The organism is Rhodococcus sp. APC 3903, from assembly GCF_030407755.1.
In the GTDB taxonomy this organism is placed as follows: Bacteria; Actinomycetota; Actinomycetes; order Mycobacteriales; family Mycobacteriaceae; genus Rhodococcus_F; species Rhodococcus_F erythropolis.
On record NZ_JASDCV010000050.1, the window covers coordinates 1 to 18,299 of the forward strand.

The window sequence follows — 18,299 nt, forward strand, 5'->3', positions numbered from 1 at the left end:
CACTCTGCGGCGGCGGCGGACAAGGCGACGCACTCATCATCCGCGTCCCCAAGGCGTAATTACTTCATCCTGACCAGACAGGTCGCCGAGCCCTCATCGTGCTCGGCGACCTGTCTGTTTCATGTCGGAGGCTAGTTCGGATCAAGCGTCGTCAAACGGTTGCGCAACAACTTCTCGATCTCCGAACGTCGGTATCTCCGATGTCCGCCAAGCGTTCTCAGAGTGCCGACCTTGCCCTCCCTCGCCCACCTGGACACCGTGGTCCTGTCGACATGGAACAGTGCGGCAACCTGTTTGGTTGTCAGCCATTCGTCGACAGATGCTGCGTGCTCTTCTTCTCGGCTCATTGACAGTGATTCGTAGCCGTAGCGTGGATGGATGGGTCCGACAATGAATTGGCAACCCCTGGCGCGCTGTGAAAGACTCGCTGCAAAACTTTACTATTCCTTGGGGAAAATATGTCGAAGTCGGTAACTCTGATCCGTTCCACATCACTCTCATCGGTCGCTGAATACGCCTATGCAGCAACGGCTCCCGCCGAGGCTCGACTGATCTTCCTGGCCGGATCCTGCCCGTTGAACGAGGACGGCTCCACTGCCGCCATCGGCGACTACGCAGGACAGGCAGCCAAGGCCGTCGACAACCTGAGAACAGCTCTCTCGGACGCGGGCGCGTCCATCACCGACGTGATCAACACCCGCGTCCTGGTGGCGTCGAGCAATCAAGCCGACCTCGTTGCGGCGTGGGAGGTAGTCCGCGACGCGTTCGGTGATCACGACGCCCCAAGCACTCTGATGGGTGTGACCGTTCTCGGTTACGACGATCAACTGGTCGAGATCGAGGCAATCGCGGCCGTCGTCGACTGAACTCGAACCGAACCGGGCGTTCCTACCGGGGATCTTCGTGAGCAAGGGCCTGGTAGCCCTTTGCCCCCGCACGATCCACAGCGGCTCGCACAACAGCGAAGATGGCTCCCTGCAGGGCGGCGGCGATCAGGACTTCCTTACTCGACCTGCTCAAATCTTTTGGCTCGGGCGCATTCTTGTCGTCACCGATGCGCTTCCACACCTGCTGGAAGACGGCACCGGCCAAAATGCCGCCGAGGACGCTCGTCGCCAGTGAGAGTGGCTTGTACATCGCTTTCGATACTGCGCTCATTGCGCGGATCCTCCATGGTTCGATTCGTACCGCCTGAGCGGGCTGACCGACTCTCACTACCCCACAGGCGAACTGTCGAAACATTGCACCGGCGCGGCGCGAAGTTGACTGTCGCACGTTATGTTCCACGGTTTGCCATTTCGCGGGCCGGGTAGGATCGTCTTAGCGAAAGAAGGTTGTGTAAGTCATGGAAAACTACAGAATCGAACTACCGGACGGTACTACGGTGATGGAAGATTTCGTCTCGGATCGCGCCGCCATCGCATACGCGGTCGATCTGAATCACGGGTGTAGCGAGAAAGTATCGGTATTCCGTATCACCGACGAAGGGGAAACCATCCCGACTCGGATGTGCCCCAAGCCGAATCCTGCTTCGCGGCGTCGCGCGCGAAGCGTCCGATAGAAACCGGTCAAGAAGCGTCGAGGCGGGGGAAGAGCGTTTCTCTTGCGAGCAACAGCAAGGCCGCAGCGACTGGAATCGCCAGCAACGCACCGACAATACCGAGCAACGCTCCGCCCAACAGGACCGCGACCACAGTCACCAACGCCGGGACCGCTACCGTCTTCCCGATGATCTTCGGAACGAGCAGGTAGTCCTCGAGCAGACGTAACGCGATGAAGAATGCAACTGTCGCCAATGCCGTTGGGACAGAGACTGTCAGGGAGACCAGGGCGACGATAACCCCTGCGATCGTGGAACCGACTATCGGGATCAGATCGAGCAGAGCGACCAGCAGCGCCAGGATCAACGGGTACGGCACGTCGAAGATCAACAACCACGCGAAGGTGCACACTGCGGTGATCACGGAGATCAGAACATTGCCGAGGACGTACCCACCCACACCTGCCAGTATCTGATCACCGATGGCGATTGCTCGGGGCCGCCGCGAATGTGGCACCAGCCGATACAGATTCGTGCGGATTCGTGGATAGTCGATCAAGAAGTACGTCGTCAGTACAGCAACGATTCCGGCGTCGGCGACTGCGCTGAACACCGCCCGCCCCGCACCGAGCAAACCCGTCGCGAGCGCAGAACCCGAACCATCCAGTTGTGTGGTGAGGTGCTGCTCGAGGTGATACTTCTCATCGAGGTCGTTGACGATCGGATACCGGTCACGAATGTGTGTCAGGAGTTCGGGAGCGTGCGATGCAAACTGACGTCCCTGCTCGACCAGCGGGGTGATCGCAGCAACGAGAAACAGCGCCAACATCACTGCAATTCCGAGGAGTACCACGGTGACTGCGATCCAGCGCCGGAAATGTCTCCGCTCCAGCCAGACGATCATCGGTTCGATGCCCACCGCGAGAAACAGCGCGACCACGATCAGGATCAGCATGCCTCGCGCCGCAAGCAGCACTTCGATCACCGCATAAGTCACGGCAACTCCGGCCGCGGCGCTCAGACCGATGAAGAACGGTGACCGACGGTCGAATCTCGGTCCGGGCTCACCCAGCGGCCGGACAGGCGTCGCCAATGCTGCGGCTTCGCGTTCCGCTTCCGCCATCGGATCTACGGCTTGGACTTCACTTTCGGAGTCCGGTGAACGGTCTGCGGAACTGGGATCCATTCAAGCCACCTCACGATCCGCGCGACTTCCCGGCACGGGAGTGAGTACCCGTGCCGTAGTCGGATCAACCTCGAGGCCTCTCCGCTCCGCTTCGGGTCAGTGCCAGCCCGGTTCCCACAACTCCGATGATGGACACTGCGATGGCGATACTGGGCCAACCGTCGCTCTGCCAGTAGACGTCGTCGAGAGTGATCAGCAACGCGGCCTCGTCGACGATGAGCCCGAGTGCAATACCCAACGCGATGCCCATCCATGTTCGTGCGCGAGGGCTTCGGTCTACGAGGCCGAAGATCGCCACCCCGGCCAACAGGAGAATTCCCCACAGGTAATGGTGAAGGTGCGTCCCACCGGCACTGATGTCGCCGACGTCCCTGGTGTCGATCTGGATCAACCAGGTCACCAGACGTGCTCCACCGAACGTCAGTGTGAAGGCCACCCACGCCAACACCAAACCGCGGCGTGACTCGTCAACTTGATTCCATCTGCGAGGAAACCTGAATCTCTCCACAGGTTTCTCTTCCGCATGATCTCGAGAAAGCATCCTTCATGTTTACCCGACGCAGCTCAGAGCGATAATTTCGGGTAGAGACACCGAAAATCAATTGGAGAACGAAAAAGCGGTACTCGATCTCCGAAGAGATCAGGTACCGCCTTCTCAGCTACTCGCGCAGTATCGATCAATACCAGACTTTTCGTCCGCCCACTGCACGCCCGGTAGCGCCGAGGATGGACAAAACTGCACCTACGACGACCAAAATGATGCCGACGGTGGTCAGAATGCTCAACCCCGTGAAAAAGCCGATCAACGCCAGAATAATGCCGAGAACAATCATGTGAGAACCTCATCCGGTATGCGTATAGAAATGATCTACTCAACTGACGCTACTACAAAAACTTCACAATCAAGAAATCCGATAATCGACATCATCAATACGAAACTCGTATTACTACCCAATAATGTCGGCGTTAAAACATTGGCCTTTCTTTTTCTTATCCCTCACGGTTCGATGCCTTCGATCTTGGCCTCGACGGCCGGCGTGATGTGGCTCAACACGCAGCGCCAACGACCGTCTCGCCGGGCGAACACGTCGGTGGTCCACTCCTCGGCGTCGTACTGCCTTCCGTCGTAGTGCGCAGTATTGGTGATCCGCGTGGTGAAAAGCGCAACGTCACCGAAGAAACGCACGCGAGCGCGCCCGACGCGATCCATCGCCGAATGAGTCAGGTCGCCAGAGGCCACGAAACCCAGAAACTCCGCCTTGGTGGACACCCCGGACTCCGAGACGATCACCCAGTCGTCGGCCATGAAGTCGCCGATCCGTTCGGCGTCGTTCGAGCACATCGCGACGTTCCACTCGTCTGCAGTTGCAGTCAGCACCGCTGTTTCCTGATCCGACATGGCCTCTCCCTCTACCGTCGTCACCCTCGGCGGGTGATGCCTCGACGGCAGGGTTCCCGCAAGGTGGACGTCGAACCGACGAACTACGAGAGGGCAGAGATGACAGACACCAGTCGCACCGAGCTTGCAGCTCAGGCGTACATCTACGGATTTCCCCTCGTTTTCAATCTCGACCAGGTCCATCGGTACGTTCACGACGGTGTCGGAGCGAACCCCGCCGCACCTTTCAACACCTTCAGTCACGCCCGCACACTCGCCGGCCCGGCAGATACTTTTGTCACGATCAACAACGACACCGTGTATTCCATGGCGCAGATCGACCTTTCTGTCGGCCCCGTTGCGCTGCACGTCCCCGATACCGATGGCCGTTACTACGTCCTCCAGTTCGTCGACGCCTGGACAAACAATTTCGCTTACGTCGGGCACCGTGCCACCGGCACCAAGAGCGGAGACTTCCTTCTCGTCCCACCCACCTGGACCGGAACCCCGACCACCCAGACCACAGTGATCAGATTTCCCACGACCGTTGCATCGATCGTCGGTCGGTGGGCGTGCGGCGGCGACGACGACCTCCCCGCCGTCCACGCCTTGCAGGACGCCACCACCCTGACCGTCGTCGACTCCGCCGGGGCTCCGGCCGGTCTACCGGTCCCCGACTCCGAGGTCAGCCAGGACCTCCTCTTCCTCGAGAAACTCCGCATCTGGTCGCGGGCCTTTCCGCCGGCCCCGCGCGATCGAGAACTCCAGGATTCGTTCTCACCGATCGGAGTCACCGAGCACGGGGCCTCTCCCTATGTATCGCTGTCTGCCGACGACGCTGCGGCGCTCGCAGACGGGTTGACCGCCGGAGAGAAGAATCTGCACGAAGCACTCACGCACGGCTCCAGCCCCGAGGCCAACGGTTGGAAGCTGACTTTCCACGCCTTCGACTACAACCTCGACTACTTCGAGGTCGGTGCAATCGACGATCCACAATTCAAGATCGCCGATCCCAGGTTGCGAATCATCGAACGAGCGGCGGCGGCCAAGGGCGGGCTGTGGGGCAACCACCCCTACGAAGCGGCGTACATCATGACCTACGTCGACGATCAGGGAACGCAATTGAACGGAAACCGCACCTACACGATCAGACTCGACCCCACTCCGCCGGTGAGCGCCTTCTGGTCGCTGACGATGTACTCGGTGCCGGACTTCTTCCTCGTGGCGAACCCCATCGACCGATACTCGATCGGCGACCGCACTCCCGGCATCGTCCACGACGCCGACGGTGCGTTGACGATCACAATCAGTCACGAGGAGCCGAAAGATGCCACGGCGAAGGCGAACTGGCTCCCCTGCCCGCGCGGAGACTTCCGACCGGTCCTGAGAATGTACGAACCTTCGCCCGCCGTACTCGATCAGTCCTACGTCGTCCCCGCTATCACTCGCTCGCGAGAATGACGGCTCACGTCTGACGGCCTGCCCCAGGCCAGGCCGTCAGACGGACACAGAATCAGGCGTGAGTGCCGCCGTCCACACGGATCTCCGTGCCGGTGATGAAGGCACCATCGTCGGATGCCAGCATCGCGATAACTCCCGCAACACTTTCCGGCCCGGCCATGGGAGCACCACCGGACTCCAGATCAGTGCTCAGAATTGGCGACAGCTTGCCGAAGAGCGACCAGTCGGTGTCTTCCGGCAGGTACGACGCCGTGGTGTCGGTGATCCCGCTCTTCACACTGCCCGGAGCTACCGCGACGGCGCGCAGACCCTGCTTGCCGTATTCGAGAGCCAGTGCGTGAGTGAAGGACTGGATTCCTCCCTTACTCGCCGCATATGCGGCCATGTACGGGTGCGCGAAGGCTGCGGAGGTGGAGCTGAAATTCACCACCACTGCGTTGCCGGTGGCCAGGAGAGCTGGCAGTGCCTGACGAGTGACGAGGAAGGTGCCGGTCAAGTTCACGGAGATCACCCGATTCCACAAGTCCAGTGAGGTCTCGTGGGTGTGCCCGCCTCGCAATATCCCGGCGGCGTTGACCAGTACGTCCAATCCCCCGAGAGCCGAAATTGCCTGACCCACAACCGTGATGACGGAACTCTCGTCACCGATATCGACGACGACGGTGTCGAGACGACCCTCCGTCGAGGCATGTTCAGCCGACTTCCGGGTGTCTGCCAGACCCTTCTCGGAGATGTCGGCAGCGACCACGCGGCCACCTTCGGCGAGCAACCGCAGCGCGGTGGCCTGCCCGATTCCCGATCCTGCGCCGGTGACGAGAATACGACGACCTTCGAAACGATTCATTGCTGTGTACCTTTCACGAAAACGAGTTGGCTGGTAATCCAGGCTCGGCGGCGCCGACACTCACAACTCACCCGCGAGAAACTTCAGGTACGGGAAATACGCAGCACTGCAACAGGTGTGGCACTGCGAAATCTCAGCGAGGTAATGCTCGCCGAAGTGGCGAATGTCAGACGGATCCGGCCGGTGCGGCCAAGGCTCTTTCGATCCAGACAAGACCAGAGGGGCGGCGGTCGATCGCCTTACGCCCCCGGCGGAATGTCGCTACGCCGAATCGGGCCGTGCGCAGTGCACGGCCGGAATCGAGAGTACAGCGGCGTATGGACATCACAGGCACCGTAGCAGCGCGAGTACAAGTCGCTCAAACGCGTTGTTCGCGACGCAGGTTTGATTCAGGTAATCAGATGTCACTTCTGGACAACTGTGCCGACTTAGGCAGCACTAACCTGATGGCATCTCGAAAACCCGATCCAGGAGCACAGTCGATGACACATGCAGACGCCACGAGCACAACAACTCCCCGGGCGAGCGTCCTACGAACCGCTGACCACAATCGCGGACTCAACGACGTTCTCGCCGTCGTCGAAGCAATGGAGCGACCGAGCGACCACCTGCTGCGGATCACGGCTCGTTTGACGGAGTCGACCGACGATCCGACCTGGTCACGCCCGAACATCACCGTACGAATGAATCTCGGGCCCAATTTCGACGACGCTTCGCGTGTGTACACGGTGCGTTCCTACGATTCCGCCACCGGATCGATCGTCATCGACGTGGTCCTGCACGGACAGACCAGCCCGATGATGAGGTGGGCAGCGGCGTTGACCATCGGTGACACCTTCGGTCTCACCGGTCCGCGACCACACTTCTTGGTCCCCGACGTTCCAGGTCGACGGATCGCACTTTTTCTGGACGGCACCGCAATACCTGCGCTGTACTCGATCATCGAGCAGCTACCTACCGACGTGGTCGGAATCGGCTGGGTCACAACAGATGACGAGGTCGCTTTCGCCGAACTGCCCGCCCTCCCCGGCCTGGAGCTTCACCGCGTGAGCGCAGATCTCGCCGAGCCCGACGGCCCACTGGCGGTACGAGCACGCGAGCTCGCCGATCCCGCGAGCTACGTCGTGTGGGGAGCCGGTGAACGCAACGAGATGCGCGCAATCCGTAAGCACTTTCGGTCGACCGTCGGACTCGACAAAGACGACGTCGCGATATTCGGTTACTGGAAGCGCGGCATCAGCAACACCGAAATCGACCTCCGTCGGCGCGAGAACTACGAGCGAATCCTCGCCGGCGGTGGAACCCTGACCGACATCGACGACCTGGCCATCGAGATCTGATCGCGTACACCGGCCGACCTGACCGGCCGTGCACTGCGGTGATAAGTTCCTCTGTGCCAGCGGACCTCCACACAGGGGGTCAGGGAATCCGGTGTGAATCCGGAACTGACGCGCAGCGGTGAGGGTGACCGCCCGGGCTTACGCCACTGGATGAAAATCTGGGAAGGCGCTCGGGTGGGGCGATCTCGAGTCCGAATACCGGCTGGCAGCAGGGGTCAACAGGCGCCTGTTCACACGGTAACGGGCTCCGCGAACGAGCCCCTGCGAGAACGAGATTCCATGCGTCTGTCCAGACTTCGCCTACCCGCCGCTGCCGTCGCGGCCTTGTTGAGCGCGTCGTTGGTTGCCTGCTCCTCCGACGACAGTGCTGCCCAACAATCCAACTCTTCCGAACAATCGCGCGTGACAGTCCAGAACTGTGGCCGAGACGTCACGGTGGAGCGACCGATCGAACGGGCGATCGCGGTAAATCAGCCTGCGGCCGAAATGCTGTTCGCACTGGGAGTGCAGGACCGGATGGCCGGCTACGCCATGAGCGACGACGACGTACTCCCCGAATTACGTGAGGCACGCAGTCAGGTTCAAGCTTTCGACACCGAGTTCCCGTCCTTCGAGAGTGTCCTCGAACGCGAACCGGACATGGTCTACACGACCTTCAATTACACGTTCACCTCGGAAGGCATCGCCGACCGGACCAAGTTCACCGACCTCGGGGTCGCGACGTACCAGTCGCCCAGCGAGTGCACCGGTCAGGATGCCGAGCAGAGCAAGGCCCTCACACTCGACGACTTGTACGCCGAAATCGGCGACGTGGCAACACTGTTCGACGTCAAGGACAAAGGTGTCGAGCTGACCGAGAGTTTGAAGGATCGCGCGGCCACCGCCACGGCGTCGCTGGGAGCCGAAAACGTGACGCTGGCGTGGTGGTACGCAGCCACGAAGACTCCGTACTTCGCCGGGTGCTGCGGTGCACCGGGAATCATGACCGACGCGGTGGGCGCGAAGAACGCCTTCGACGACAACAAACAGTACTGGCCCGAAATCGGTTGGGAGAGTGTGCTCGATCGAGACCCGACCGTGCTGGTGCTCGCAGATCTCGACCGCGGCGGAGACGGCGACAGTGCCGCAGACAAGATCGCGTTCCTCGAATCGGACCCGGTCGCCAGCAAGCTCACCGCAGTGAAGAACAAGCGTTACATCATCCTCGAGGGAACGACGATGGATCCCTCGATCCGCAATGTCGGTGGCATCGAACAGCTCTCCGACGGGCTGCGCCAGTTGGGTGTGGTCTAGATGTCCGCGGAGATCAGTGAACTGGTGCGTCAGTGGGACGACCAGCAGGCGGCATACATCGCCGACCGCGAAAAGCGATTCGACGCGATTCTCGACGTTCTCGAATTGCAGTACGCGCACACCCCGTTCACGGTTGTCGACCTGGCCTGCGGGCCGGGCTCACTGAGCGCCCGGATCCTCGAGAAGTTCAAGCACGCGAGCGTTGTGGGGATCGATTACGACCCGATGCTGCTGGAAGTCGCCCGTCAGTCGTCGACTCGTTTCGGTGACCGACTGCAGCTGGTCGACGCAGACCTGCTGAGCACCGATTGGCCGACTTCGGTGACTGCACCGGTGCAGGCGATAGTGTCGACAACTGCGCTGCACTGGTTACAACCGCAACAGCTCGTCGAGGTGTACCGGCAGTGCCGCGAACTGCTGAGCCCTGACGGAGTCCTGCTCAACGGTGATCACTTCCGCTTCGACAGCCGCTCCCCCGTCATCGGTCGATGGGCGAAGGCTCACGACGAGCAGACGCAACGCTCCGCCTTTGCTGCCGGCGCTCCCGAGTGGGACAGCTGGTGGGAGGAGTTGCGGGCAACTCCCGGCATCGGACCACTGACCGACGAGCGTGAGCGCAGATTCGCCGGACGCGACGCTACCGCGCCCACTGCCGTCGACTTCCAGTTGGCGGCGCTCGCGCAAGCAGGTTTTCGAGAGTCGGGAACGGTCTGGCAACTGTTCGACGACTACGTGGTCTACGGCGTGAGATGACGACAAGAGTTCGCCTGCGTGACAACCCGACGACCGTCACCCTGCTGTGGGTGATCGGTGTTGTCACGCTGGCCGGGTCGGCCGCCGTGGCGATCACGTTGGGGCCGGCCGGTCTGTCGGTCGGTGAGGTGGCCTCGATTGTCGTCGGCCATCTCGGCGGTACCGCGGCGGACGTCACCCCTATCCGCGACGGCATCGTGTGGGATCTTCGTCTGCCACGTACTCTGCTCGCCGCGCTCTGCGGTGCGGGCCTCGGGCTGTGCGGGGCGATCATGCAGTCTCTGCTTCGCAATCCACTGGCTGATCCATTTGTCCTCGGTATCTCGTCCGGCGCCTCGACCGGTGCCGTACTGATCGTGATCCTCGGAGTCGGGTCGGGGGTGATCGGCTTGTCGAGCGGCGCTTTCATCGGCGCGGTGATCTCCTTCGCCCTTGTGTTGCTGCTCGCCCATGCGGCCGGCGGCACGCCGGATCGGGTGATCCTGGCCGGAGTCGCCGCGACCCAACTGTTCTCGGCGCTCACCTCGTTCATCGTGATCACCTCGGCCGATCCCGAGCAGACTCGCGGCGTGATGTTCTGGCTCCTGGGCTCACTCGGCGGCGCCGACTGGCTCGACGTCGCGCTCTGCGCTGCGGTGGTCGCCGTCGGCCTCGTGGTCTGTCTGACTCACTCCCGCGCACTCGACGCCTTTGCCTTCGGCGAGGACGCGGCGTCGTCGCTGGGGGTGAACGTGTGGCGGGTGCGCGTGACCCTGTTGTTGGCAACAGCTTTGATGACGGCGGTGATCGTGAGCGTCGCAGGCGCCATTGGCTTTGTGGGCCTCGTCCTCCCGCATGCGGCACGGGCTCTCGTCGGTCCGAGCCATCGGCGACTGCTGCCCGCGTCCGCACTGATCGGCTCGATCTTCCTGGTCTGGGTCGACGCCGTGGCACGTACAGCCATTGCGCCGCAGGAACTCCCGGCCGGTGTGGTAACCGCGTTGGTCGGTGTGCCTGCGTTTGCCGTCATCCTCTGGAGACGAAAGGCCAGGCCATGACACTCGAAGCGGCCGGTGTCAGCTGGCGGGTCGGCGGGGCGCTCATAGTCGACGCCCTCGACGTGTCCCCCACCGTCGGAAGTACGGTGGGGCTTCTCGGCCCCAACGGTTCGGGAAAATCGACACTGCTGAAACTGCTTGCCGGGCAGAACCGTCCGACAATCGGGGAGGTGACTCTGGACCGAACTCCGTTGCCTGATTGGAAACGCCGAGATGTCGCGCGTCGGATTGCCACCGTCGATCAGCACAGCAACACGGAGATCGACCTGACGGTAGCCGAGGTCGTCGAATTGGGACGCACCCCGCACCGCGGATTGTGGGGCGGGCATTCAGGTTCCGACCGCGACGCCGTCCGCGCGGCGATCGAACACACCAACCTCTCCGGGATGCTCGACCGGTCGTGGCACACCCTGTCCGGCGGGGAGCGCCAACGCGTGCAGATCGCGCGCGCCCTCGCTCAGGAACCTCACGAGTTGCTGCTCGACGAACCGACCAATCACCTGGACATCAACCATCAACTCGAATTGCTCGCGCTCGTGCGTCGCCTGCCCACCACCACGATCATGGCATTGCACGATCTGAATCTGGCCGCCATGTTCTGCGATTCGATAGTGATGCTGAACCGTGGCTCCATCGTTGCCCACGGAAGCCCGACCGAGGTCCTCACCGCCGACCTGATAGCCGAGGTCTACCAGGTCGATGCCGAAGTCCGCCTGGACGGTCCCGGCGGAGTACCCACCGTGAGATACCTTCCACCCAGCTCGGATTAGACGCACGCAGATCTGTCATTCACGCGAGAGCATCGCCACTGCTTCGCGTTCGAGGTCGACGTACGGTTCCCCACTGACGTCGATCGCCACCCGGCTGAGCGTTCCACCGGTAAACGCCCATGGTGAGGTACCCGGGTAGTCGTCGGTCACAGGCTCCCCGCTGTCACGGCCAGCATTGAGCCCTTCGCCGCCGCCGATGCTGAACTTGCCTGGCTGAGTGCGGATTCTGCCCTCACCGACTTTACGATCGCCGTAGTAGAGGCCGAGCACCCCGTGCGCAGTGCCCGGCGGATCCTCACCTTCCTTGTCGAAAGTTGCTGCCAAGATTACATTTTCGCCGATGGGAAGGTCTTCGGTGGCATCGATCTTCTGCTGTTCACTGCCGAGGAAGTTGTACACGTAATGCAGTCGGTTGTCCTTGACGTACAGCGAATGACCACCGAACCTGCCACCATGAGAGAAGAGCACGCCGGCCGCACCCGGTTCGGCCAAGTCGACAACTGCCCCGATCGAGTATGAACGATTACGAAGGTTGACAGCGACGGCTTCCGGTACCTCGGCTCCCCCTGGACGGTAGACGTACCGGTTGCGCGGCGGAGCCAGCTGGGGGCGAGGTGTGGTGAGGAGTTCGACACCTGACCGATCATCCAGTGGCAGAGCTTGATTGGCGCCGGCCTCGTGGAACCACAACCCCACGAGCTCGGCGAGCCTGCCGGGTTCTTCGCCGGAAAGGTTCCGGAGCTCGGCTCGGTCCACCTCCGTGTGGTAGAGCTCCCAGGTGTCTTCGGAGAAATGACCCCACCCGCTCAGAGTCGGGTGCGTGGTGACGGCCTTCCACCCGTCATGCCAAATCCCTCGTCCTCCGAGCATCGAATAGAACTGGGTGTGCTTGGCGGTGGGGATGTTGCCGGCGTCGAAGCTGTACCGCATGCTCACGCCTTGGATCGGGTGCTGGGTGTATCCCTTCACCGTGTCGGGCAAGTCGACACCGACGCAGTCGAGCAGAGTCGGGACGACGTCGATGGCATGGTGGTACTGATCTCGAATCTCGCCTCGGGCGTCGATACCCTCCGGCCACGAGATGATGCAGGGGTCGCAGGTTCCGCCGTTGAACGAGTACCGCTTCCACATCTTGAAGGGCGTGTTGAACGCCATCGCCCACCCGTTGGGATAGTGGTTGTACGTCTCGGTGCTGCCCAACTCGTCCAGCTTTGCCAGGTTCTCGGCGAGGTCGTCGGGTACCCCGTTCGCGATTTTGTTCTCGTTGACTGAACCGTCGGGTCCGCCCTCACCGCTGGCACCGTTGTCGGAAACCACCACGATGATCGTGTTGTCCAGCTGCTCGATTTCTTCGAGGTATTCGAGCAGGCGTCCGATCTGATCGTCGCAGTGCGAGAGGAAGCCCGCGTACACCTCCGCCATCCGTGAGAACAGTCGTTGCTCGTCAGCGGACAGGGTGTCCCAGGGGCGGGTGAAATCCAGCGGCGGGAACGGTTCGCCGCCAGGTCCGGTGCGGGTGTCAGGAGTGCCTATCGGGTTGAGTGAGGGCAGAGTCGTGTCGTTCGGGACAAGTCCCATGTCCTTCTGCCTCGCCAGAATCTCATCCCGCATGGCTTCGTACCCTGCGTCGAACCTGCCTGCGTAGCGATCGGCCCATTCGCGGGGCGCGTGATGTGGAGCGTGTGCGCACCCGGGTGCGTAGTAGAGAAATACAGGCCGGTCCGGAGCTATCGACTTCACGTCGCCGATGTATTCGAGCGCTCTGTCGGTGATGTCGACGCTGAAGTGATACCCCTCTTCCGGCGTCGACGGCTGTTCGACGGGGTGGTTGTCGTGGACGAGGTCGGGATACCACTGATTGGTCTCGGCACCGAGAAACCCGTAGAACCGCTCGAATCCGCGACCGACCGGCCAATTCCGTTTCGTGGAAGCAAGATTCATCTCGTCTTCGGCGCAGAGGTGCCATTTCCCGACCATCGCGGTACTGAACCCCTGCTCGACCAGAACCTCGGCGAGCGTGGCACATTCGGGAGGGATGTGACCGTTCCCGCCAGGAAACCCGACCGCGCACTCACTGATGCAAGCCATTCCGTTGGTCGTGTGGTTCCGGCCGGTGAGCAGACACGATCGCGTCGGTGAGCACAGCGCTGTGGTGTGCCACTGCCCGTACCGCAATCCGTTGCCCGCGATGCGGTCGATGTTCGGCGTCTCGATCGGTCCCCCGTAGCAACCCAAGGCGCCGAATCCGACGTCGTCGAGAACGATGTAGAGAATGTTAGGCGTGCCGGCGGCAGCCTTCGGCTGCTCGTACGGGCTCCAGTCGGGAATCGAATCGCGAATATCGAGGTTGACGACGCCTTTGAATGCGTTGGCCATGACCTGGCTCCTTGTAGGTGATCTGAATGCCAGCCTCTACGGCTGCATGGTCAATCGCATACCCCGATTGTGCTCACCGAAGCGCTGTCGCCCGAAATGGGCGATGCCATCTTCGGCAGGAGGTCCGAGTATGAAAGTGCCGGGTCTGTCATCGCCTCACTGGAAGCCAGGGACCACATGAGCAGTCAATTCGTTGAAGCCTCCACCTCCGATAACCCTGACCCGCTTCCGAGCTGGCAGGACGGCACGCCGAAACAGGCCATCAGGCAATTCGTCGAACGCGCGACGACTGAGGGAAGTCCGGAAGAAATCGCACCGGAAGACCGGATCGCAGTCTTCGACAACGACGGAACTCTGTGGTGTGAGAAGCCGATGCCGATCCAACTCGACTTCATCTTGCGCCGCCTCGTCGAGATGACCAACCAGGATCCGACTCTTCGCAACCGTCAACCGTGGCAGGCGGCGTTCGAACAGGATTACGTCTGGTTGAACGATGTGATCTCGAAGCACTATCGCGGCGACGACAGCGCACTGAAGGTGCTCGCGGCCGGTGTCCTGGCGGCATTCGCCGAAGTCACAGTCGACGAATTCGAAACCCACGCCGATACCTACCTGCGCACTGCTTCGCATCCCACTCTCGATCGCAAATATTTGCACTGCAGCTATTCACCCATGGTGGAGTTGCTCGATTACCTTGCGGCCAAAGGCTTCTCCAACTACATAGTCTCTGGCGGCGGACGTGATTTCATGCGGCCGATCAGTCAGGAGGTCTACGGCATCCCCCGAGATCGCGTCATCGGCAGCGGCGTGGCATTGACGTGGAAGGACGACGGTCACAGCGGCACGATACTTCGTCAGCCCCAAACCGATGTCGTCGACGACGGGCCGGCCAAGCCCGTACAGATATGGAACCGAATCGGCCGACGACCTGTCATCGCGGCCGGAAACAGCAACGGTGACCTACCTATGTTGCAGTTCGCCGAACACCCGAACATTCCGGCACTTCGTCTTCTGGTGCTCCATGACGATCCGGAACGCGAGTTCGACTACGTGGACGGAGCCGAGCACGCACTCGACGCCTCGCGCGCAAACGGGTGGACAGTGGTGAGCATCAAAAACGACTGGAAGACAGTCTTCGAACCACTCGCCGAATGACAGTATGGACGTGTGACCCTCGATGATGTCGCCGACGAACTCTACGGCCTCGACCCCGGCGAGTTCGTCGAGGCGCGTACAAAGCATGTGAAGGCTGCCCGGGAGGACAACGACCGCACACTGGCCGCGGAGATCGGAAAACTTCGGAAGCCAACCACCGTGGGATGGTTGGTCAATCTCATTTCGCGCAATCTATCCGAAGATCTGGATGCACTTCTCGCGCTTGGCGAATCGCTACGCGACGCCCAACGCCATCTCTCAGGTCAGGACTTGCGACGGCTGACGACACAGAGGCAGCAGGTGGTGCGAAGTCTCGCCCACAAATCCGGTGAGATCGCGGCTTCGCGTGGAAAGAATGCCGGTGAGGATGCGTTACGTGATGTCGCGCAGACCCTCAATGCCGCCCTGTCCGACGAGGAGACTGCCGCGCAGGTCCGACTCGGACGAGTTGTGACCGCTGCCAGTTACAGCGGTTTCGGGCCGGCGGGACTTGCTGTAGTGGAGGAGGATTCCGTACAAGATGCCCCTGCGATCCACACCGAAGACAACGCTCCGGCCAAATCCACTGCTCCGGATCACAAGGCCGAACAAGCCAAGGCGAAAGCAGAATTGAAGGAAGCCAGGGCAGACCTCGAGAAAATCCGACGACGGGTCAAGGCCGAGACCGCCCAGTTCGAGGATGCCAGGTCAAAGCTGTCCGACCTCGACCGCCGCATCGAAGAACTCCGCGCCGATCTCGAACACGCAGAACAGGAACGACAGTTCGCCAAGAACACCGAGAAGGCTGCCGGCGTCGCGGTTCGAGAGTCCGAGGATGAGCTTCGCGAAGCCGAGCGCCGGGTCGACGAAGCAGAAGAGGGCCTTGACGAGACGGAATGAGTTGCACGTTCGGAGATCTTGACCTCTACAGCAGTTCAGGTTCTAGCGTGATTTCATGACATTCACCCGAATCGAACTCGACTACCTGGCCACACAGACTCTCGGACGCCTCGCGACGGTTCAACGGAATGGAACGCTGCAAGTCAGTCCGGTCGGATTCCACTACAACCCGGATACAGCCACGATCGACATCAGCGGTTACAACATGACGGACAGCCGTAAGTTTCACAATGTCGCGGAGAACGGGCGGGTCGCGTTTGTCGTGGACGACATCGCATCTGTAGATCCATGGCGGGTCAGGTGCGTCGAAATCCGTGGACGGGCAGAGGCTTTGGATGTTGAGGGCGCTGGTGCGCATGGTCTCGACGCACCGATCATCCGTATCCACCCCGAACGCATCATCAGCTTCGGCCTCGACGACAAAGAACTGGACGTCCACCAGTTGGTCGTGAACGGACGTGACGTCTGAATGCCCGAATCGAATTGATCAGCCTGCGGCGGCTTCGAGTTCACTCAGTGATTCCTCGAGGTGGCCCAGGAGCCGCTGCAGGTGCGGAACATTGCGGCGGCAGCCGACGAGACCGAACTGCATGGTGTCCGCGTAGCCGATGACGGTGATGTTCATTGCCTGCCCGTCCAACGGAATCGATGCCGGATAGCAGCTCTCGAGCTTCGCGCCGTTCCAGTATCGCGTCGTCGTCGGGCCGGGGACGTTGGAAATCACCAGATTGAAGACTGGGCGCCCGGTGATCAGTCGGGATGAACCAGGGATCAGCGGCAACCCGAGGCCGGCAACATTCAATGCACTGAGCGCCGTGATCTGCAGGGGCGTCAGGCCCGACATCAGGGACTTGGCGCTACTCATCGAGTCGTGAACTCTCTGAAGTCTGGCCGCCGGATCCGCCAATTCGGTTGCCAGATCACACAACACCGCACCTACAGCATTGCCGGAAGCCTCACCCTCATCGCCTTTACGAAGTGATACCGGCACCATCGCGATCAACGGTTTGTCCGGCAACTCGTCCAGTTCGATCAGGTAACGCCGCAGCGCGCCCGCGCACATAGCCAACACCGCATCGTTGAGCGTCACGTCTGCAACGCAACTGACCTTGCGCAGGCGCTCGATCGGCCACGACTGCGCGGCGACACGCCTCGCGCCGGTGATCGGGACGTTGAAGATCGATTTCGGAGCAGCAAACGGTAACGGTGCGACGTGGTCCTTCACCGCCGAGGCAGCGGCGTTCACAATCGCAGGGCCCACCCCGACCACATCTTGCACGGTCTCGATCACGGAGCCCACCCGCCTCTGCAGGTCCAGCCCGCGACTGGCTCGAACCCGCCCCGAAGAAGGTCGCTGCGCCCACGGAGGCATCGATTCTCGATCGAGCGGGTCCGACGAGAGGCTGCGGTACCACGCCTGAACAGCAGACACACCATCCATGAGTGCATGGTGCGTCTTCATGTACACGGCAACTCGGCCGTCGGCGAGACCTTCGATCACATACGCCTCCCACAGCGGCCGATGCCGATCGAGCAGCGTGCCGTGGAGCATGGAGGTCAGCTCGAGCAATTCGCGGACTCGTCCCGGCTTGGGCAGCGCGAGCAACCGGACGTGATACTCGAGATCGACATCCGTGTCCTCCGTCCAACGCACCGGCGCGAAGTTCGACAAGAACTGCACCGGCTTGCGGCGGAAGAGGGGGCGAATCGAGTCGACGTCGGTGAGCGAACGGTAGAGCGACCTGGCGAATTCGCCGTCGTCTCCTTCCGGCGGAACGAAAAGCGACAGTCCACCGACGTGCATGGGATGCTCTCGTGACTCCATCAGCAGGAACATCGAGTCGAGCGGCAGCATCAGCGTCATGGCGATCCGTTCTCTCGGGCAGCTGCCCGGAGTACCGATCAGCCGCTGTTCGACAAAGTTACTCGCCCTGACTTCCCTCATTGGCGACTCCGACAAAACATTGCCCCCTCGATTTCGACAGGAGTCCGATATTCCCGTCGACGAACGCCTTTTCGGGTCGTAGCACCTCACAGCGATTCGTGGGCGAATGACGAGACACAGAGCACTGCAACAAATTTCAATCCTCACAGCCACAAGTAGTAGCGAAGGCGATCGCAGTAATACTTTTGTCGGAATTGTTTCAAATTGTCTGTACATCCAAGTCACACGTGACTACCGTCACTCATCATCACAATCCCGACTGGTCGGTTGTACCCAAAGGAGAAATACATGTCCCGACGTTCGACGTCGCGTGGGCTTTTCGGCGCACTCGCCACCGCAACT

Annotated in this window: 20 protein-coding genes and 1 riboswitch; of the genes, 11 read left to right on the plus strand and 9 right to left on the minus strand. The window is 61.4% G+C overall.

Going from position 1 to position 18,299, the window contains the following annotated elements:
* Positions 1 to 131: 131 nt before the first annotated feature.
* Positions 132 to 347, minus strand: coding sequence for a BldC family transcriptional regulator (locus QMA15_RS31735; protein ID WP_021333209.1), 216 nt, complete (start codon positions 345 to 347; stop codon positions 132 to 134).
* A gap of 111 nt (positions 348 to 458) precedes the next feature.
* On the opposite strand from QMA15_RS31735, the gene QMA15_RS31740 reads away from it, so the two are divergent.
* On the plus strand, positions 459 to 866 hold the full coding sequence (locus tag QMA15_RS31740; RefSeq protein ID WP_019747226.1) for a Rid family hydrolase: 408 nt from the start codon (positions 459 to 461) through the stop codon (positions 864 to 866).
* 22 nt (positions 867 to 888) lie between these two features.
* Here the strand turns inward: QMA15_RS31740 and QMA15_RS31745 are convergent, their stop codons facing one another.
* On the minus strand, positions 889 to 1,158 hold the full coding sequence (locus tag QMA15_RS31745) for a DUF4235 domain-containing protein (RefSeq protein ID WP_007734706.1): 270 nt from the start codon (positions 1,156 to 1,158) through the stop codon (positions 889 to 891).
* A 187-nt stretch (positions 1,159 to 1,345) separates the two neighbouring features.
* Here QMA15_RS31745 and QMA15_RS31750 point away from each other — a divergent pair, with 187 nt between their 5' ends.
* The gene (locus QMA15_RS31750; protein WP_080909041.1) at positions 1,346 to 1,561 is read left to right on the plus strand and encodes a hypothetical protein; all 216 of its coding nucleotides are present in this window, start codon (positions 1,346 to 1,348) and stop codon (positions 1,559 to 1,561) included.
* A gap of 7 nt (positions 1,562 to 1,568) precedes the next feature.
* Here the strand turns inward: QMA15_RS31750 and QMA15_RS31755 are convergent, their stop codons facing one another.
* From QMA15_RS31755 to QMA15_RS31770, 4 genes are all read right to left on the minus strand, one after another.
* Positions 1,569 to 2,726, minus strand: a complete 1,158-nt coding sequence (locus tag QMA15_RS31755) for an AI-2E family transporter (protein ID WP_029254636.1) — start codon at positions 2,724 to 2,726, stop codon at positions 1,569 to 1,571.
* 64 nt (positions 2,727 to 2,790) lie between these two features.
* On the minus strand, positions 2,791 to 3,267 hold the full coding sequence (locus QMA15_RS31760) for a hypothetical protein (RefSeq protein WP_019747223.1): 477 nt from the start codon (positions 3,265 to 3,267) through the stop codon (positions 2,791 to 2,793).
* A gap of 136 nt (positions 3,268 to 3,403) precedes the next feature.
* On the minus strand, positions 3,404 to 3,559 hold the full coding sequence (locus QMA15_RS31765; protein ID WP_003945564.1) for a DUF6131 family protein: 156 nt from the start codon (positions 3,557 to 3,559) through the stop codon (positions 3,404 to 3,406).
* A gap of 164 nt (positions 3,560 to 3,723) precedes the next feature.
* Positions 3,724 to 4,125 (minus strand): nuclear transport factor 2 family protein, encoded by a 402-nt coding sequence (locus QMA15_RS31770; protein WP_029537656.1) that lies wholly within the window; start codon positions 4,123 to 4,125, stop codon positions 3,724 to 3,726.
* Between the two features lie 99 nt (positions 4,126 to 4,224).
* Between QMA15_RS31770 and QMA15_RS31775 the strand changes: the two genes are divergently transcribed.
* Positions 4,225 to 5,565, plus strand: coding sequence for a DUF1254 domain-containing protein (locus QMA15_RS31775; protein WP_070387179.1), 1,341 nt, complete (start codon positions 4,225 to 4,227; stop codon positions 5,563 to 5,565).
* Positions 5,566 to 5,617: 52 nt separating this feature from the next.
* Here the strand turns inward: QMA15_RS31775 and QMA15_RS31780 are convergent, their stop codons facing one another.
* A complete protein-coding gene (locus tag QMA15_RS31780) occupies positions 5,618 to 6,409 on the minus strand; it encodes an SDR family oxidoreductase (protein ID WP_070387171.1) in 792 nt (263 codons plus the stop codon).
* Between the two features lie 482 nt (positions 6,410 to 6,891).
* Between QMA15_RS31780 and QMA15_RS31785 the strand changes: the two genes are divergently transcribed.
* The 5 genes from QMA15_RS31785 to QMA15_RS31805 all read left to right on the plus strand — a co-directional run bounded on the left by QMA15_RS31785 (position 6,892) and on the right by QMA15_RS31805 (position 11,602).
* Positions 6,892 to 7,749, plus strand: a complete 858-nt coding sequence (locus tag QMA15_RS31785) for an SIP domain-containing protein (protein ID WP_279163173.1) — start codon at positions 6,892 to 6,894, stop codon at positions 7,747 to 7,749.
* Between the two features lie 40 nt (positions 7,750 to 7,789).
* Positions 7,790 to 7,971, plus strand: a riboswitch (cobalamin riboswitch).
* A 57-nt stretch (positions 7,972 to 8,028) separates the two neighbouring features.
* The gene (locus tag QMA15_RS31790) at positions 8,029 to 9,042 is read left to right on the plus strand and encodes an ABC transporter substrate-binding protein (protein WP_029254630.1); all 1,014 of its coding nucleotides are present in this window, start codon (positions 8,029 to 8,031) and stop codon (positions 9,040 to 9,042) included.
* Positions 9,043 to 9,795, plus strand: a complete 753-nt coding sequence (locus tag QMA15_RS31795) for a class I SAM-dependent methyltransferase (protein WP_020906482.1) — start codon at positions 9,043 to 9,045, stop codon at positions 9,793 to 9,795.
* Entirely contained in the window at positions 9,792 to 10,832 is a 1,041-nt protein-coding gene (locus QMA15_RS31800; protein WP_020906481.1) for an iron chelate uptake ABC transporter family permease subunit, read from the plus strand. The genes QMA15_RS31795 and QMA15_RS31800 overlap by 4 nt, the downstream gene beginning before the upstream one ends.
* On the plus strand, positions 10,829 to 11,602 hold the full coding sequence (locus QMA15_RS31805; RefSeq protein WP_019747215.1) for an ABC transporter ATP-binding protein: 774 nt from the start codon (positions 10,829 to 10,831) through the stop codon (positions 11,600 to 11,602). The genes QMA15_RS31800 and QMA15_RS31805 overlap by 4 nt, the downstream gene beginning before the upstream one ends.
* A 15-nt stretch (positions 11,603 to 11,617) precedes the next feature.
* Here QMA15_RS31805 and QMA15_RS31810 read toward each other — a convergent pair whose 3' ends face one another.
* Positions 11,618 to 13,978 (minus strand): arylsulfatase, encoded by a 2,361-nt coding sequence (locus QMA15_RS31810; protein ID WP_256063668.1) that lies wholly within the window; start codon positions 13,976 to 13,978, stop codon positions 11,618 to 11,620.
* A gap of 177 nt (positions 13,979 to 14,155) precedes the next feature.
* On the opposite strand from QMA15_RS31810, the gene QMA15_RS31815 reads away from it, so the two are divergent.
* The 3 genes from QMA15_RS31815 to QMA15_RS31825 are packed head-to-tail and all read left to right on the plus strand — an operon-like array spanning position 14,156 to position 16,481.
* Positions 14,156 to 15,133, plus strand: coding sequence for an HAD family hydrolase (locus QMA15_RS31815; protein WP_256063669.1), 978 nt, complete (start codon positions 14,156 to 14,158; stop codon positions 15,131 to 15,133).
* A 12-nt stretch (positions 15,134 to 15,145) separates the two neighbouring features.
* Positions 15,146 to 16,012 carry a hypothetical protein gene (locus QMA15_RS31820; protein ID WP_279163172.1) on the plus strand — a complete coding sequence of 289 codons (867 nt, stop codon included), beginning with the start codon at positions 15,146 to 15,148 and terminating at the stop codon, positions 16,010 to 16,012.
* A gap of 55 nt (positions 16,013 to 16,067) precedes the next feature.
* Positions 16,068 to 16,481 carry a PPOX class F420-dependent oxidoreductase gene (locus QMA15_RS31825; RefSeq protein WP_029254625.1) on the plus strand — a complete coding sequence of 138 codons (414 nt, stop codon included), beginning with the start codon at positions 16,068 to 16,070 and terminating at the stop codon, positions 16,479 to 16,481.
* Positions 16,482 to 16,499: 18 nt separating this feature from the next.
* Here QMA15_RS31825 and QMA15_RS31830 read toward each other — a convergent pair whose 3' ends face one another.
* Complete coding sequence (locus QMA15_RS31830; RefSeq protein WP_020906476.1) at positions 16,500 to 17,876, minus strand: wax ester/triacylglycerol synthase family O-acyltransferase; 1,377 nt, start codon at positions 17,874 to 17,876, stop codon at positions 16,500 to 16,502.
* Positions 17,877 to 18,299: the final 423 nt, after the last annotated feature.

Excerpts from the sequence above, each read along its gene's own strand:
- QMA15_RS31735 (WP_021333209.1), bottom strand. The coding sequence starts at position 347 with ATGAGCCGAGAAGAAGAGCACGCAGCATCTGTCGACGAATGGCTGACA.
- QMA15_RS31740 (WP_019747226.1), top strand. The coding sequence starts at position 459 with ATGTCGAAGTCGGTAACTCTGATCCGTTCCACATCACTCTCATCGGTC.
- QMA15_RS31745 (WP_007734706.1), bottom strand. The coding sequence starts at position 1,158 with ATGAGCGCAGTATCGAAAGCGATGTACAAGCCACTCTCACTGGCGACG.
- QMA15_RS31750 (WP_080909041.1), top strand. The coding sequence starts at position 1,346 with ATGGAAAACTACAGAATCGAACTACCGGACGGTACTACGGTGATGGAA.
- QMA15_RS31755 (WP_029254636.1), bottom strand. The coding sequence starts at position 2,726 with ATGGATCCCAGTTCCGCAGACCGTTCACCGGACTCCGAAAGTGAAGTC.
- QMA15_RS31760 (WP_019747223.1), bottom strand. The coding sequence starts at position 3,267 with ATGCTTTCTCGAGATCATGCGGAAGAGAAACCTGTGGAGAGATTCAGG.
- QMA15_RS31765 (WP_003945564.1), bottom strand. The coding sequence starts at position 3,559 with ATGATTGTTCTCGGCATTATTCTGGCGTTGATCGGCTTTTTCACGGGG.
- QMA15_RS31770 (WP_029537656.1), bottom strand. The coding sequence starts at position 4,125 with ATGTCGGATCAGGAAACAGCGGTGCTGACTGCAACTGCAGACGAGTGG.
- QMA15_RS31775 (WP_070387179.1), top strand. The coding sequence starts at position 4,225 with ATGACAGACACCAGTCGCACCGAGCTTGCAGCTCAGGCGTACATCTAC.
- QMA15_RS31780 (WP_070387171.1), bottom strand. The coding sequence starts at position 6,409 with ATGAATCGTTTCGAAGGTCGTCGTATTCTCGTCACCGGCGCAGGATCG.
- QMA15_RS31785 (WP_279163173.1), top strand. The coding sequence starts at position 6,892 with ATGACACATGCAGACGCCACGAGCACAACAACTCCCCGGGCGAGCGTC.
- QMA15_RS31790 (WP_029254630.1), top strand. The coding sequence starts at position 8,029 with ATGCGTCTGTCCAGACTTCGCCTACCCGCCGCTGCCGTCGCGGCCTTG.
- QMA15_RS31795 (WP_020906482.1), top strand. The coding sequence starts at position 9,043 with ATGTCCGCGGAGATCAGTGAACTGGTGCGTCAGTGGGACGACCAGCAG.
- QMA15_RS31800 (WP_020906481.1), top strand. The coding sequence starts at position 9,792 with ATGACGACAAGAGTTCGCCTGCGTGACAACCCGACGACCGTCACCCTG.
- QMA15_RS31805 (WP_019747215.1), top strand. The coding sequence starts at position 10,829 with ATGACACTCGAAGCGGCCGGTGTCAGCTGGCGGGTCGGCGGGGCGCTC.
- QMA15_RS31810 (WP_256063668.1), bottom strand. The coding sequence starts at position 13,978 with ATGGCCAACGCATTCAAAGGCGTCGTCAACCTCGATATTCGCGATTCG.
- QMA15_RS31815 (WP_256063669.1), top strand. The coding sequence starts at position 14,156 with ATGAGCAGTCAATTCGTTGAAGCCTCCACCTCCGATAACCCTGACCCG.
- QMA15_RS31825 (WP_029254625.1), top strand. The coding sequence starts at position 16,068 with ATGACATTCACCCGAATCGAACTCGACTACCTGGCCACACAGACTCTC.
- QMA15_RS31830 (WP_020906476.1), bottom strand. The coding sequence starts at position 17,876 with ATGACGCTGATGCTGCCGCTCGACTCGATGTTCCTGCTGATGGAGTCA.